This window comes from Pantoea sp. (assembly GCF_032114055.1).
Classification (GTDB): domain Bacteria; phylum Pseudomonadota; class Gammaproteobacteria; order Enterobacterales; family Enterobacteriaceae; genus Pantoea.
This window is the reverse complement of the sequence record NZ_DAMCTB010000006.1, coordinates 157,576-171,035: the sequence shown is the minus strand read 5'-3', so window position 1 is coordinate 171,035 and position 13,460 is coordinate 157,576. Positions and strand designations below refer to the sequence as shown.

At 51.6% G+C, this 13,460-nt stretch carries 18 protein-coding genes; 15 read left to right on the top strand and 3 right to left on the bottom strand.

Annotation, left to right across the window (positions count from 1 at the left end; genetic code table 11):
* Positions 1–570, bottom strand: a complete 570-nt coding sequence (locus tag RT657_RS12510) for a phage repressor protein CI (protein WP_313654833.1) — start codon at positions 568–570, stop codon at positions 1–3.
* 150 nt (positions 571–720) lie between these two features.
* Here RT657_RS12510 and RT657_RS12505 point away from each other — a divergent pair, with 150 nt between their 5' ends.
* The 14 genes from RT657_RS12505 (at position 721) to RT657_RS12440 (ending at position 9,594) form a co-directional block, all read left to right on the top strand.
* Positions 721–990, top strand: coding sequence for a hypothetical protein (locus RT657_RS12505; protein ID WP_313654832.1), 270 nt, complete (start codon positions 721–723; stop codon positions 988–990).
* A 32-nt stretch (positions 991–1,022) separates the two neighbouring features.
* The gene (locus RT657_RS12500) at positions 1,023–1,532 is read left to right on the top strand and encodes a phage regulatory CII family protein (protein ID WP_313654831.1); all 510 of its coding nucleotides are present in this window, start codon (positions 1,023–1,025) and stop codon (positions 1,530–1,532) included.
* A gap of 4 nt (positions 1,533–1,536) precedes the next feature.
* Positions 1,537–1,734 (top strand): hypothetical protein, encoded by a 198-nt coding sequence (locus RT657_RS12495; RefSeq protein WP_313654830.1) that lies wholly within the window; start codon positions 1,537–1,539, stop codon positions 1,732–1,734.
* Positions 1,719–1,913, top strand: a complete 195-nt coding sequence (locus RT657_RS12490) for a phage filamentation protein Fil family protein (RefSeq protein ID WP_313654828.1) — start codon at positions 1,719–1,721, stop codon at positions 1,911–1,913. The genes RT657_RS12495 and RT657_RS12490 overlap by 16 nt, the downstream gene beginning before the upstream one ends.
* Positions 1,877–2,215 carry a DUF5347 family protein gene (locus RT657_RS12485; protein ID WP_313654827.1) on the top strand — a complete coding sequence of 113 codons (339 nt, stop codon included), beginning with the start codon at positions 1,877–1,879 and terminating at the stop codon, positions 2,213–2,215. Before RT657_RS12490 ends, RT657_RS12485 begins: the two co-directional genes overlap by 37 nt.
* 69 nt (positions 2,216–2,284) lie before the next feature.
* Complete coding sequence (locus tag RT657_RS12480) at positions 2,285–2,512, top strand: DUF2732 family protein (protein ID WP_275102776.1); 228 nt, start codon at positions 2,285–2,287, stop codon at positions 2,510–2,512.
* Entirely contained in the window at positions 2,512–2,739 is a 228-nt protein-coding gene (locus RT657_RS12475; protein WP_313654826.1) for a TraR/DksA family transcriptional regulator, read from the top strand. Before RT657_RS12480 ends, RT657_RS12475 begins: the two co-directional genes overlap by 1 nt.
* Complete coding sequence (locus RT657_RS12470) at positions 2,736–3,551, top strand: DNA adenine methylase (RefSeq protein WP_313654825.1); 816 nt, start codon at positions 2,736–2,738, stop codon at positions 3,549–3,551. The genes RT657_RS12475 and RT657_RS12470 overlap by 4 nt, the downstream gene beginning before the upstream one ends.
* Positions 3,548–3,967, top strand: a complete 420-nt coding sequence (locus RT657_RS12465) for a hypothetical protein (protein WP_313654824.1) — start codon at positions 3,548–3,550, stop codon at positions 3,965–3,967. Before RT657_RS12470 ends, RT657_RS12465 begins: the two co-directional genes overlap by 4 nt.
* The gene (locus tag RT657_RS12460; protein ID WP_313654822.1) at positions 3,960–6,329 is read left to right on the top strand and encodes a replication endonuclease; all 2,370 of its coding nucleotides are present in this window, start codon (positions 3,960–3,962) and stop codon (positions 6,327–6,329) included. The genes RT657_RS12465 and RT657_RS12460 overlap by 8 nt, the downstream gene beginning before the upstream one ends.
* 198 nt (positions 6,330–6,527) lie before the next feature.
* Entirely contained in the window at positions 6,528–6,713 is a 186-nt protein-coding gene (locus RT657_RS12455; RefSeq protein ID WP_313654821.1) for a hypothetical protein, read from the top strand.
* 256 nt (positions 6,714–6,969) lie between these two features.
* The gene (locus RT657_RS12450) at positions 6,970–7,167 is read left to right on the top strand and encodes a hypothetical protein (RefSeq protein WP_022549167.1); all 198 of its coding nucleotides are present in this window, start codon (positions 6,970–6,972) and stop codon (positions 7,165–7,167) included.
* 3 nt (positions 7,168–7,170) lie between these two features.
* Positions 7,171–7,965, top strand: a complete 795-nt coding sequence (locus RT657_RS12445; protein WP_313654820.1) for a hypothetical protein — start codon at positions 7,171–7,173, stop codon at positions 7,963–7,965.
* Positions 7,966–8,196: 231 nt separating this feature from the next.
* A complete protein-coding gene (locus RT657_RS12440; protein ID WP_313654819.1) occupies positions 8,197–9,594 on the top strand; it encodes a hypothetical protein in 1,398 nt (465 codons plus the stop codon).
* A gap of 35 nt (positions 9,595–9,629) precedes the next feature.
* Here the strand turns inward: RT657_RS12440 and RT657_RS12435 are convergent, their stop codons facing one another.
* Together RT657_RS12435 and RT657_RS12430 are read right to left on the bottom strand one after the other, a co-directional pair.
* Positions 9,630–10,658, bottom strand: a complete 1,029-nt coding sequence (locus RT657_RS12435; protein WP_313654818.1) for a phage portal protein — start codon at positions 10,656–10,658, stop codon at positions 9,630–9,632.
* Positions 10,659–12,428, bottom strand: a complete 1,770-nt coding sequence (locus RT657_RS12430; protein ID WP_313654817.1) for a terminase ATPase subunit family protein — start codon at positions 12,426–12,428, stop codon at positions 10,659–10,661.
* 142 nt (positions 12,429–12,570) lie between these two features.
* Between RT657_RS12430 and RT657_RS12425 the strand changes: the two genes are divergently transcribed.
* Positions 12,571–13,428: a GPO family capsid scaffolding protein gene (locus tag RT657_RS12425; protein ID WP_313654815.1), complete on the top strand. Its 858-nt coding sequence runs from the start codon at positions 12,571–12,573 to the stop codon at positions 13,426–13,428.
* Positions 13,429–13,460: the final 32 nt, after the last annotated feature.

Below are 13,460 nucleotides of genomic sequence, written 5' to 3'. Positions count from 1 at the left end.
TTAAGCACTCTCTTTGCGCATTACGAGAGCCACATGGCCCCTCAGTTTGATGTCATTTATGTGACAGTCAAATGTGCCGCTCTCGTTGGTTACTCTGATCTTTTGCTGAGGTAGACGCATTATTTCGCGTAATGATGCCTTGTCATCGATTTCAACAAGCCATAAGCCGTCAACAATATCGATAGGCTCTAAATCAACGATATAGCGCCCACTACCAATAAACAGAACATGCGCATCACGTAAGGCTTCTGGGAATAACTTTTCATCAATATAAAGAAGTTCGCCATTGGAAAGAACGCCATTTTCGAGGCTTATACTTGGGATTTTTTTTGCGGCGTGGTTTTCATTTAAGTACTTAACGCCTCTGCCAAAAGCAAGCCATTCAATATTCACTCCCGTTTCCATAACAGCCTGTATAACCCAATCTGCCGGAAAAATGTCTCTGGAATAGCGAGATGCCATGGTGCTTTTTGAGACACCCATTTGGTCACAAAGCGCCTGCCTAGTTTTGAAGCCATAGGCGTCCAGCAAGCGATGGACTACCTCTTTGCCTCCAGTTGTAAACTCCATGATTCCCCTCGGGTTCTAAAATACCTTTGACAAGTACCCAATTTCGGATCTAAAGTTCGCCGCAGAAGTACGAAATTGGGTTCAATACCGTTCATTACTGGTAAATCGGGCTAATTGGCGTTGCACCGCCAAATCTGGGGATTCTGACTTATGCAGCCAAACATTTCAATTGCGCTCACAGTTCCGCACATGACTAAGGAGAGGTACAGCCAGGAGACAGGGATTGATGCTGAAACAATCGATCTCATGCTCAAGGATGGTCGCCTTTCTTCCTACCGCCATCGTCTTCGCAAGGATGGCAAACGTGAACTTGTGCTTATCAACGTTGCTGCGTTAGCGATCGATGCTATTGCGTCACATGAAGTTAAGTTCGCGATTTCGGATTCCGGTTCGCGTTCTAGAACTTCAAAGAGCGCCTGAAAAACAATATCGGAATAGGGATATATATAGCGATGTTTGATTTTAAGACTTCCACACATAACGAATATGATGATGCGTGTCGCAAGTTTGCGCTTACTCATAACATGACTGAGCTGGCTCAGCGCGCGGGGGTGAAAGTGCAGACCCTTCGCAACAAGCTGAACCCAGAACAGGCCCATCAGCTGACTGTTCCTGAAGTGCTGCTGCTCACAGACCTGACCGAAGACGCGACTTTGATAGATGGGATGCTGGCGCAGCTGCACTGTCTGCCATGCGTTCCTGTAAATGAACATGCGGCAGAAAAGTTTTCCGATTACGTGCTCAGTGCTTCCGCGCAGGTGGGGACACTCGCTGCCAGTGCTGCTAATCATGCCAGCATTACAACCTCATGCCGTCGCGGGATCGTTGAAGCAGCTAATACCGGCATTCGCTGCATGATGCTGGCTGCTCTGACTGTACAGGCCCGCATTCATGCAAACCCCACAATCGCCTCAACGGTTGATATTGCAGGCGCGATCGGTTCATCAATAGGCATGAGCTAGGGCTATGGGCGAAGGGTTTATTTATCACTTTCGCTATCGCGGCAGCGATATGTCGGTGGATGCAAAGGATGTCGCGCTCTATTACCCGTCAATATCTGGCGACGGTAGTGGTTTTTTTACTCTTGTAAATGGTGAGCGTTTTCGGGGTGAAGAAGTAAGAGAGATTAAAAAGGGAAAAAGCGAATTATGCCGGTATTTGTGAGGCTTTTAAAAAATCAGTCACCACCACAGCAGTTAGCAGCTTCTGGGCATGGATGGTTAGAGACAAAGACAGGCCATCTCTGGCATCCGGCAATTTCACAGGCCGAACTGCTGGCAGAATTAACCGGTAAGAGGAAAGAATCATGGCTTACAAAGCTGAAAGTATCACTGTTCAGATGAACGCGGGGCAGCGTGCCAGTGCGCTTAATCACATCTCTGCGCTACGCACCATGATGTACGGCGATTGCAGCAATGAACTGAAACGCTTTATCGCAGACATGCGTGATAAGCGCGATCACCAGGCAGAACGGAATGGCCGCGCACTGAGCGCGATTTTCTTCCTGGCAAATATCAGCAAAGAACGTCACGGCGTTGATTTCAGTGAACTGACGAGTGACGAAAAAACGGCGCTGATTAGCGCGATGAATCACTTAAAAGCAGTCGTGAGTTTATTTCCAAAGAATCTGACGTTACCTAATTAATTAACCCTAAGAAATTAAATGGCGTAAACCCGCCGGGCATTCTTTTGCCCGAATTCAGGAGAATGAGAAATGCGAAATATCCAGACCCGTAATTTTAAAGCTGATGATGATGCGCTTAATGCCCTGCTGAGCAAGGCCAAATCAGAGCAGCGTTCTGATGATGCTATGTCAGTTTCAATCCGCCTGGCCGCGCTGGCAATTCATGCACGCAAAGAGGAAATGTCTGCGGCGGAAATCATCGAACTTCTGGACAAAGAGGCTGATCGCTTTGAGAACCAGGCGCAGGAGATGCACTGATGGCTGACTCAATGGACATGGTACAGCAGCGCGTGCATGAAGAGCTGGCGCGCAATCTGGCAAACGCGACTCACCGCCCCGCAGGGGCGAGTGAGTTTTTCTGCCAGTCGTGTGGCGAAGAAATCCCGGAGCAGCGGCGCCGCGCACTGCCGGGCGTTTCCCTCTGCGTGACCTGCAAAGAAATCAGTGAGCTGAAAAGCGTGCATTACAAAGGGGCGGCATTATGAAAACCATCCTGAAATGGGCCGGCAGCAAGTCCGGACTGATGCCTGAACTGACTAAGCACCTGCCCGCCGGTGATCGTCTGGTTGAGCCGTTTGCCGGTTCCTGTGCAGTCATGATGAATACGGATTATCCGGCCTATCTGGTGGCCGACGTGAATCCCGATCTGATTAACCTCTATCGCCAGGTTAAAGAGCATACGCGCCCGTTTATTATCGTGGCGTTGTCGCTCTTTAATCAGAACAAAACGGAAGAGAGTTATTATCAGGTCCGCGAAGATTTTAACTTCAACGCGGCGCTGCCACTGCTGGAACGTGCAGCGCAATTCCTCTACCTGAACCGCCACGGCTACCGTGGTCTTTGCCGCTATAACAAGAAAGGCGAATTTAATAATCCTTACGGGCATTACAAACAACCATATTTCCCGCTGGCCGAAATTGAGGCTTTTGCCCTGAAGGCCCAGCGCGCAACGTTTGAATGCCTGGGCTACAGCGAAACCCTGAACATGGTCCGTGCCGGTGATGTCGTGTACTGCGATCCGCCGTACCACGGCACATTCTCCGCTTATCACACCGAAGGGTTCAGCGACGACGATCAGCACTCGCTGGCCTGCATTCTGCTGGGTATCTCTGAGCGTAACCCGGTCATTGTTTCAAACAGCGACACGCTGTTTACCCGCAGTATCTACCGCGAATTTGGCCTGACCAAAATCACTGCCGCCCGCTCTGTTGGCGTGGCCGCCGGGGAAGGTAAGAGCGCGCCAGAAATCATCGCTACCCGTACACCCGCAACACTTCAGGAGAGGGTTGCATCATGACTCATGAGGAAAAGCAGAGGCTCATTGCCTGCTGCAAAAAGCAGATCGCTCAGTTTGAGCATTGCCTAGAGTTTTTTTATGTCGGGGAAAAAGGGCTTGCGGAGTTCATCGTTGATGTAAGAAGCGAACTGCAGATTCAGAGAATTGCGCTGGCGGCTTTGGAGGCTGAGCCTCTGCGTTACCTGAATAAGTTTTCCGATGTCTGTGTTTCATTGGAGCAGCAGCCGAATGCCTCAGAGGATGAATCGGTTTATCAGCCTCTTTTTACTTTCGCCGCGCCAGTAGCACTTGCTGCACCGGTGAAAATCCCTGATTTCCGTATCTACTGTGGCTCTAATGTGAAATATCGCGTTGCTAAAGACATGATCGCTTATGCGATTCGTGAGGCTGGTCATGAAGTTGAGCGTTATGACTGAGCTATTAGCATATCCGTGGAATGCCGCTAAAAAGGCGATAAATCCAAAACTGGACCCGGCGGAAGTTGCGCCGGTTTCTGCGCTTTCAAACCTGATCGCTCTCTATGCTGCGGACAACGAGCAGGAGCAGCTGCGCCGTGAGGCAGTGAGCGATCAGGTCTGGGACCGCTATTTTTTCAACGAATCCCGCGATCCTGTTCAGCGCGAAATTTTGCAGGACAGAATCATCAGCCGGGCAAAGATGGCCCGAGAACAGCAGCAGTTCAATCCTGATCTGGTCATCGTGGCAGATGTCAGCGCCCAGCCTTCGCACATCAGCAAGCCTCTCATGGATCGCGTTAAGTTTTTCCACAATCTAGGCAGGCCGCACGCTTATTCCCGTTACCTGCGCGAAACTATTCGCCCCTGCCTTGAAAGGCTGGCCCGCGTGCGTGATAGCCAGATTTCAGCCTCATTCCGGTATATGGCCGGTCACGACGGGCTGGACGGCCTGCTGGCCTTGCCTGAAATGAACCAGAATCAGGTCAAGCGTTTGTCAACGCTGGTTGCTGCGCACATGAGCGTGTGTCTCGATAAAGCCAGCGGTCATCTGTTCGTCAGTGACGACGTGACGCCGGAGCAGGTCCGCCAGGCATGGGAAGCTATTGCAGCGGAAGCGATGCGTCTGGACGTAATCCCCCCGGCCTTTGAGCAGCTACGCCGCAAAAAGCGCCGCCGCAAGCCAGTGCCCTATGATCTGATCCCGCCCTCGCTGGCACGTATGCTCTGCGCGGATTGGTGGTATCGCAAGTTATGGCAGCTGCGTTGTGAATGGCGTGAAGAGCAGCTGCGTGCTGTGTGCCTGGTCAACAAAAAAGCCTCCCCCTACGTCAGCTATGAGGCAGTGATCCATAAGCGCGAACAGCGCCGCAAGTCTCTGGAGTTCTTCCGCTCACATGAGCTGGTCAGCGACGACGGCGATACGCTGGATATGGAAGACGTGGTGAATTCCAGTAACAGCAATCCGGCACACCGCCGCAATGAAATGATGGCCTGCGTTAAGGGGCTGGAGCTTATCGCGGAGATGCGCGGCGACTGCGCCATGTTTTACACCATCACCTGCCCGTCGCGTTTCCACGCTACCCTGAACAACGGCAGGCCCAATCCTAAGTGGACCACGGCCACGGTTCGCCAGAGCAGTGATTATCTGGTTGATACGTTTGCCGCCTTCCGCAAGGCCATGCACAAAGCCGGTATGCGCTGGTATGGCGTGCGGGTTGCGGAGCCGCATCATGATGGAACCGTACACTGGCACCTGCTGTGCTTCATGCGCAAAAAAGAGCGCCGTTCAGTCACTGCGCTGCTTCGGAAATTTGCCATTCGTGAAGACCGCGAAGAGCTTGGCAGCAATACCGGTCCGCGCTTTAAGGCTGAGCTGATCAACCCGCGCAAAGGTTCACCGACCAGTTATATCGCTAAATACGTGAGCAAGAATATTGACGGGCGCGGACTGTCGGATGAGATCAGCGCAGAAACGGGTAAATCACTGCGTGACAGCGCGGAGAACGTGGGCGCGTGGGCGTCACTTCATCGTGTCCAGCAGTTCCGCTTCTTTGGCATTCCGGGCCGCCAGGCTTACAGGGAACTGCGCCTGCTTGCCGGTCAGGCGCTGAGAAATCAGAGCGATAAAAAGGCCGGGGCGCCAGTACTTGAAAACGCGCAGCTGGACGCTGTGCTGGCCGCTGCAGATGTGGGCTGCTTTGCCACCTACATCATGAAGCAGGGCGGCGTACTGGTTCCGCGCAAACATCACATCGTTAGAACGGCCTATGAGCTTAACGACGAGCCTACCCCTTACGGTGATCACGGCACTCGCATTTATGGCATCTGGTCCCCGTTAGTGGCGGGCCGCATCTGCACGCACGCAACGAAGTGGAAAATGGTCCGTAAGGCCGTTGACGTTCAGGAGGCGACAGCCGACCAGGGCGCTAGCGCCCCTTGGACTCGTGGCAATAACTGTCCCCCTGATGAAAAACTGAGCATTTCAGGAAGTGAGCCGGTAACTGTTGAACCTGTCGAGCCGGGCGGAACGCCTGTGTATGGTCCGGCAGATTTCAACAACATGACCAGAAAACAGCGCCGTGATCTGCTGGCGCGTCTCCGGGTGGTGAAGCTGCGCCAGAAACAGAGTTATAAGCAGGAAATTGACGATGATCAGCGGGCGCTTTTGGTTGCAGAACTGCGGGTGAGGGGGTTTTCCGGGGAGGAAAGGGAAACAAATCTGCTTCTGTCCGGTGGGAGCCTTGATTCTGGTGCAGGTATGCGCATTTTTTACCAGAACGGACGGCTGCAGGAAGATGATAAATGGAGTCAATGGATCTGAACTAAGACAGCTGCCATAAGCGAAGTCGTTAGTCAGGAGAAAGCAAGGTTTTATCTAATCAAAATAACAGGTTGTAACCACTGATAGACTTACATTTCATTTTCAGATTAGGTCCGATTGAATGAAAAAACATTTCACATTTCGCAACGCATCTACTACTGTATGGTTATACAGTCTTTAGAGTAAAGGGAGGGTTAGATGGACACTCAAGATTTGGCACCGATAAACCGTAAGATGGCTTGCGTTCAGTTCATTGCTGAGGTATCGCTTATTGCAAATTGCAAGCAAACTGACATGAAGTTGGCGATGAGTATCATCGCTGAACTAGCGCATTCGAGCTGCGAAAAATTCCCTGATGATGAGATTTTTTACGCTGCGGAGTAGCGTGAGTCCGCAGCCAAGCATATTGATAACGTTGCTGGCGGCAAAATTTAATTTTGGCGCTGGCAAGGTTGAACAACGAGCATTCCGAGGCGTTAGGCCGTAATGAGCATTGCACCTGAAATCTGTTGATTGCTACAGGTAAGTAGGTTAAGAAGTAGCTCCAACCGAATTTTATTATTTTGCAGCTGTCCTATAGTTACATGGCAGCACACTGTAAACGCCGCTGCCAGCGGCGTTCGTGTCATCAGGAGGTAATATGACCGAACTTCTCAGAAAGATGTTATCCGCTCCGGGTAAGATCATGCAGGAAGCTATCCGTCATGACGTCAGCAATTCGAACGGTAAAATCATTACCGACCTGAACGGCTCAGCGACGGTTAACATGAAAAATCAGCAGGTGCGCGACTCAATGCGTGCACGTATGGAAGAGTTAGCTGCTAAACGTCAGGGATAGTTGATGGGTCCGTTGATTATTATGGTTGTTCTGGTATGCGGGTTTTGGTACACACAAAATCATTACCAATCCCGCATAAAATTAGCCCGAAGTGACGGCTGGAATGCTTACTTTTATGTGGCTATGCATGGATGTAAGTTCGCTATTCAGGGTTTTGCTGTTGTCACCGCTCTTTTCGTTTTTCTCCTTCTGGTCAGTACTGTAGTCAACATCTTGGGCATGATATGGCCCAGCCTCCATGCTGATTATTACTCATGGCTGACGGATGTTGAGGTCATGTCCTATCCACTTTTCTTTGTTCTTTCAATGGGAATGGCTGTATGGCTTGCTGTTGAGCAGGGAAACAGCGCTAAGCGTGCGCTGGAAAACAATGAAGAGAGGCAAAGGGCATATCGGGAAATGGCAGCGCAGGATGGCATTGAGTCATTGCTGCTCCAGGCGATTGATGAAGGACAGCTGATTTTCGTTACTCTGAAATCACGGAAAGTTTATATCGGTTATGTAGCAGCGCCTCGCATGGAGCATCACGATACACAGCACCTTGCCATCATCCCTTACATCAGCGGCTACCGTGATAAAGATACGCTGCGCTATCACGAACAGCACAGATATTTTGAGCTTTACCTGAGCCAGGACATTACAGCTGATTCAGTGCCACTCAATTTCGGGCATTTCCGGCACGTAATGCCGATGGATCAGGTTGAGGGCGTTTCACTTTTCGACACAGAAACCTACAAATCTTTCGATGATTTCTCAACGCCTGAGCCTACGAAAGAAGATAAACCCGGTAGTGCATGACTATGCTGCATGAATCCGCATGATCCCAATAGGATCGTTTATCCTCCGGCCCGCCAGTTCTGGCGGGCTTTTGCTTATGTCATGCAGGTGCATGAAAACCATTGCATAAAGCGGGCAGGCGTGGCGGGGGTACGAGCGCGCGCTCAGACTAGTAAGCAATGCTTTTCATTTTGTTGATGCCGGGTTAAATTGAGATAAATCCTAAAACTACACTGTATCGCTGGGTGACCTATGCATGAGAAGCTTTTACCAATCAAGGAAAAATTAGATCAGCTACATAAAATCATGGAAGAATTGGTATTTCCATATGAAGATTTAACGGCTTGGGGTGGTTATCAATTTCCGTATTTAACAAAAGACGATATCGTTTATTTTCCATCTGAGTTAATGGAAAGATTGAGTTTGCAAAATAAATACGTCCCCAGCACTGAAGATAATTATACTATTGATTCCATTATATCTATCATTGAAAAAACAAAAGATCACGTGTCATCAATAACCAGCGGTAATGTTACCGCAGCAGTTGCCTCCTTAAATTCATATCTCCTTTCTATGTTTTTTGTAAGTGATAGTTTAAACAGGTTATTTTCTTTTGAAGTGCTATCAAATAGAGAGCTTTTGCCAAAAAGAATTATTAACAGACTTTCCTTTTATGAGGGTAAGCTCAATGAAATTGGAGGCAAAACAGGGGATATCGATTCTAAAATCTCAACTATAATTGAAGCCTATGATGCGGCAGAGACTTTGCCAACAACCTTACAAAGTCTCAGAGATACCAACTCTGAGATTGAAACACTAAAAATACAATCACAGGTTTGCAATGAAACAGTAGTAAAAAACCTTCAAGCATCATCAGTTGCTAAAGAAGAAGTTGAAAAATTAGCAACGAATTTAAAAGAACTCTCTGATAACATGATGGAATCTATAGATGACTACATGAAAAATTATCAATTGGCTGCTCAAAATTATATTGATAAATGTGAGGAGGCATTTCGAACAACTACATCCAAAGGCTTAGCAGGTGCTTTCCAAGATAAGGCAGAAAAATTAAATCGTAGTATACAATGTTGGGTTTTGGGGTTGGTGGCCGCTTTGATAGCTGGTGCTTGCGTTGGATATTATCGCCTACATGCATTAGAAGCATTTTTGGCAGATCCAAATTCATCTGGAGTAAAAATATTTATTCAGCTTACTTTATCAATATTTAGTGTGGGTGCGCCACTATGGTTTGCGTGGTTAGCAACTAAGCAAATTGGCCAGCGATTCAGGTTGGCTGAAGACTACGAGTTTAAGGCTTCAGTTTCGAAAGCTTATGAGGGTTACCGTAGAGAAGCATTGAGCTTAGATAGTGACTTTTCACAACGACTTTTTGGTAATGCTTTGACTAGATTGGAAGAGCCACCACTACGTTTTGTAGAGGAAAGCGCTCACTCTTCCCCATTAATGGAATTGCTTTCATCAGATAAGTTTAAGGACATTTTCTCTAAAGGTGATGATGCGGTTGATGCGATCATGAACAAGTATGGTTGGAAAAGAAAAAATAATAAAGACAATGAAAAATTATCTCAGGAATCAGAACAAGTAGGAACTAAAGAAAAAAACAGCTCTACAGAGAATGATGAAGAGTAAAAGAAAAAAAGCCTGCGTTGCAGGCTTTTTTGATATCAATCTAGCACATACTTAGAGAATTGAATTATATCCTCACCCAGCCAACTGTTAAGTTCTTCAAATCGCTTCTGCAATGGCATCAGTTCGTTGCGCACAAATACCCGGCTGGCCTTTTCCACGTCACCGAATCCGCCGGTGTTGTTCGGGATAATCCCCATCATCTGCGGTGGTACGCGGTGCGCCGCCATCATGTCATCACGGCTCACGTTCTTGATGTTCAGGAACTCATCCTTAGCTGCTACCTCTGACAGAGGGATGATCTGAATCCCGTCTTTCTTTCCGTTAGGTGAATACATAAACAGGTTGCGGAAGTTGCCAGGGCCCTTCGCGCTTTTCATCGCTTTGCGGATGTTGTCCACGTCTTCCTGATTCTGCGCGGCGTCGGTCATGTACATGATGAAACCGGCATGGCTGCCGTTGAGGTAATATTTGCGGCGGAACAGCGTCGCCGACTCATTCAGCAGCGTTGACGGGATAGCGGACAGGTACTCCGGCAGGCCGTAAATCTCCTGATTAAGGTCAGGCTCCATCAGATGAAATACGCTGCCCGGCGTGAACTGGTAAGGCTGCGTGGTCAGCCCGTACTGCGCAAACCAGTAGGTGTCCAGGTCAGTGCCGCGCCGGGTGAATTTCGCCAGCGATGGTTCCAGTGCAATCACGCCGCCAAGGCGGTTGGTCCGCTTCTCAAGGTAGGCGTTACCGAACACCAGATAGTCCTGGATAAAGCGGCTGAACGCCTGCCCGCTCAGCAGCCGGTGCGGGATAAACGTACTGGTCAGAATGTTGCGCTTCACGTTCAGCGGTGAGCTGTGATGCACGGCGGCGCGGAACGTGCGCGCCAGCCCGTCAAAACTCACCGGCGGCTCATACCACCTGTCCATCACCACGCATTCCACATAGTCCAGCAGTTCGCGGCGATCCAGTACCGGGATCGGGTCGCCAAAGGTGAACGCTTCCGCCGCCGGACCGCCGGTCATCTGTTCCGGTACGGGCTGCGTGCGCGTGCGGTTTCTGCGTTTGCTCATTTAAAAAATCTCCATGATGTTGCGTGTGTGGGCAGATTCACCCTGCAGCGGTTCGTTTGCCAGCGCGTGCATGGCCGCCCAAGCTAAATCCGCGTGGCTGGCTTCTTCACTGCGGCTGGCTTCGTAGGTCGGGCGGTTGCCGCTGGCCGTGGTGGCGCGGCGGATTGCCATAAATGACTGCGCGATGTCGAGGTGTCCGGCGTCGAACTCAAGCCGCCCACCGCTGATGATGTCGAACGCTTTCAGCACCAGGGCGTTCTTCACAGTCGGGTTGTAGACAAACTCTTTCACGGCGGGGAAAAACGCTTTTACGTTCTCATAAACGCCCAGGCCGACGCCGGTGGAGTCGATGCCGATATAAGTGACGTTATACTGCTGCGTCAGTTTTTTGATGGACTCAGCCTGCGCCCGGAAGTCCATGCCGCGCCACTGGTGCCGCTCAAGGATGCGGAACTTACCGCCCGGCACGGCGGGCGGAGCCATGACTACGCACCCGGCGCTGTCGCCGTTCTGCGTGCCCTTCGCCGGGTCGTACCCGATCCAGACTTCACGCCAGCCGAACGGACGCAGCGCCAGTGCTTCGAAATCGTCTTTCCACACTTCCCAGCTGTCCACCATGCATTTCTGCAGCAGCTGCAGCGGGAACACGGACGCGAGGTCATCCACAAATTCACACATCAGCAGGTTCTGGTATTCCGGCGGGCTGTATTCCAGGCGCAGCTGATCGAGGTCAAACAGGTTACATCCGCCGCGCACGGCGTCCTCAACGGTCACAATCTGGCGGAACTGGCCGTCATCGCAGAAGCGGCCCGGCGACAAGTTCGGGTGCGTCAGGTCGATATCTACGCGGTCGGCCTTCGCACGGCCCCGGTTGAAAAGCGCGCCGGACCAGAACGGATAGGCGCTGTGCGTCAGGCTGGACGGTGTGGAAAAATAGGTCTGCCGCCACTTTTTATGCAGCGCCATGCCGGATGCAACCTTGCGCAGTTCCTGAAATTTCGGGATCCAGAAATATTCATCCAGATACAGATTGCCGTGATAGCTCTGTGCGGTGCGGGCGTTGGTGCCTAAAAAGTACAGGCACGCGCCGTTACTTAGCGTCATCGGGTCGCCCTTCAGTTCAACGTCCGCCTCTTTTGCGAACTCAATGATGTACTGCTTAAAGACGTGCGCCTGCGCCTTACTGGCCGACAGGAATATCTGATTTCGCCCGGTGGTCAGCGCATCGATCAGCGCCTCGCGGGCAAAAAAGAAGGTCGCCCCGATCTGGCGCGACTTCAGCAGGTTACGGACCGAATATTTATTTCCGGCCTCCCACCACTGGCGCTGGTAGCCGAACATCGAGCCGTGGAAAACCTCCTGCAGCTTCTCAATCTGCTCGTCGCTGAACAGGTTCTTTTCCGGAGGCTTACGCGGGCCTTTATTCCGGTTCTCCACGTTCGGGTTCAGGTCCGCTTCGTTGCCGCCGTTACTGAACTTGCCGATCCGGGCGTGGCGCTCCGACTGGCGCGCCAGCAGGTCAATCTCCTTAAAGTCTTTCCCTTCCTTCTGCTCCTTCATGATGAGCTGGCAGTAACGTGCGGCGGTGGTCAGCTGCATCTGGTCAAGCGGGCCGTAGTCGCCCCACCTGTCGCGCTTCTTCCAGCTGTGAACGGTTGCGGGTTTTTCTCCCAGCATTTCAGCAATGCGGGCGATGCGGTATCCCTGAAAGTACAGCAGCAAAGCCTGCCTGCGGGGATCGAGGTCGTCGGGGGCGGGTGTCATGTTCATGCAGCCAAAATACGGCCCCGCCGCCGCCTTTTCCGCCATCCCTCATTGTGTGGTTTCCCGCACAACGTCCGCGCGTTGTTTCGATACCCCTGCCGCCGCAACCATAGGGCCTCACAGAGTTTTACTGACCGGAGCCTGGACAATGGCAAAGAAAGCAAAGCGTTTTCGTATCGGGGTGGAAGGTGCCACCACGGACGGGCGCACCATCGAGCGCAGCTGGCTTGAACAGATGGCGGCAAATTACAGCCCTGAGCTGTACACCGCCTTGATCAACATGGAGCACATCAAGGGCTACACGCCTGACAGCCCGTTTCGCCGCTTTGGCATAGTAGAGGCGCTGGATGCAGAAGAAATCAGCGACGGCCCGCTGAAGGGCAAGCTGGGGCTGTATGCCGTAATTAACCCGACGGATGAGCTGGTCACGCTGACCGGTGCCATGCAGAAAATCTTCACCTCTATGGAAATCCGCCCGGAGTTCGCGGACACCGGCGCGGCCTATCTGATTGGCCTGGCCGTGACCGACGATCCGGCCAGCCTCGGCACCGAAATGCTGCAGTTCAGCGCCAGCGCCGGGACGAACCCGCTGGCAAACCGCAAGCAGCACCCTGACAACCTTTTCTCTGCCGCTGAAGAAACCCTGATCGAGTTTGAGGACGTGGCAGACGAAAAGCCCGCCCTGTTTGCCCGCATAAAGGCGATGTTCAGCAGACAGCAGCAGACCGATGCGGCCCGCTTCAGCGACGTGCATCAGGCCGTGGAGCTGATCGCCACGGAGCAGCAGGACCTGAGCGCGCGCCTTGAAACGGCACTGAGCGAACAGGCTGACAGCCTGAAATCACATTTCAGCAGTGCGCTGGGTGAGGAAGTGCTGAAGCGCGAACAGCTGCAGGCGGACTTCAGCGAACTGCAGCAGCAGCTGAGCCGGGAAGATGGCCGCCAGCAGGTCCGCCCGCGCACGCCGGGTAACGGCAGCGGCGGCGAAGTGCGCACCGACTGCTGATACAGCGGCGGCAAACCTTTTTAATGAACAGA

Excerpts from the sequence above, each read along its gene's own strand:
- RT657_RS12510 (WP_313654833.1), bottom strand. The coding sequence starts at position 570 with ATGGAGTTTACAACTGGAGGCAAAGAGGTAGTCCATCGCTTGCTGGAC.
- RT657_RS12505 (WP_313654832.1), top strand. The coding sequence starts at position 721 with ATGCAGCCAAACATTTCAATTGCGCTCACAGTTCCGCACATGACTAAG.
- RT657_RS12500 (WP_313654831.1), top strand. The coding sequence starts at position 1,023 with ATGTTTGATTTTAAGACTTCCACACATAACGAATATGATGATGCGTGT.
- RT657_RS12495 (WP_313654830.1), top strand. The coding sequence starts at position 1,537 with ATGGGCGAAGGGTTTATTTATCACTTTCGCTATCGCGGCAGCGATATG.
- RT657_RS12490 (WP_313654828.1), top strand. The coding sequence starts at position 1,719 with ATGCCGGTATTTGTGAGGCTTTTAAAAAATCAGTCACCACCACAGCAG.
- RT657_RS12485 (WP_313654827.1), top strand. The coding sequence starts at position 1,877 with ATGGCTTACAAAGCTGAAAGTATCACTGTTCAGATGAACGCGGGGCAG.
- RT657_RS12480 (WP_275102776.1), top strand. The coding sequence starts at position 2,285 with ATGCGAAATATCCAGACCCGTAATTTTAAAGCTGATGATGATGCGCTT.
- RT657_RS12475 (WP_313654826.1), top strand. The coding sequence starts at position 2,512 with ATGGCTGACTCAATGGACATGGTACAGCAGCGCGTGCATGAAGAGCTG.
- RT657_RS12470 (WP_313654825.1), top strand. The coding sequence starts at position 2,736 with ATGAAAACCATCCTGAAATGGGCCGGCAGCAAGTCCGGACTGATGCCT.
- RT657_RS12465 (WP_313654824.1), top strand. The coding sequence starts at position 3,548 with ATGACTCATGAGGAAAAGCAGAGGCTCATTGCCTGCTGCAAAAAGCAG.
- RT657_RS12460 (WP_313654822.1), top strand. The coding sequence starts at position 3,960 with ATGACTGAGCTATTAGCATATCCGTGGAATGCCGCTAAAAAGGCGATA.
- RT657_RS12455 (WP_313654821.1), top strand. The coding sequence starts at position 6,528 with ATGGACACTCAAGATTTGGCACCGATAAACCGTAAGATGGCTTGCGTT.
- RT657_RS12450 (WP_022549167.1), top strand. The coding sequence starts at position 6,970 with ATGACCGAACTTCTCAGAAAGATGTTATCCGCTCCGGGTAAGATCATG.
- RT657_RS12445 (WP_313654820.1), top strand. The coding sequence starts at position 7,171 with ATGGGTCCGTTGATTATTATGGTTGTTCTGGTATGCGGGTTTTGGTAC.
- RT657_RS12440 (WP_313654819.1), top strand. The coding sequence starts at position 8,197 with ATGCATGAGAAGCTTTTACCAATCAAGGAAAAATTAGATCAGCTACAT.
- RT657_RS12435 (WP_313654818.1), bottom strand. The coding sequence starts at position 10,658 with ATGAGCAAACGCAGAAACCGCACGCGCACGCAGCCCGTACCGGAACAG.
- RT657_RS12430 (WP_313654817.1), bottom strand. The coding sequence starts at position 12,428 with ATGAACATGACACCCGCCCCCGACGACCTCGATCCCCGCAGGCAGGCT.
- RT657_RS12425 (WP_313654815.1), top strand. The coding sequence starts at position 12,571 with ATGGCAAAGAAAGCAAAGCGTTTTCGTATCGGGGTGGAAGGTGCCACC.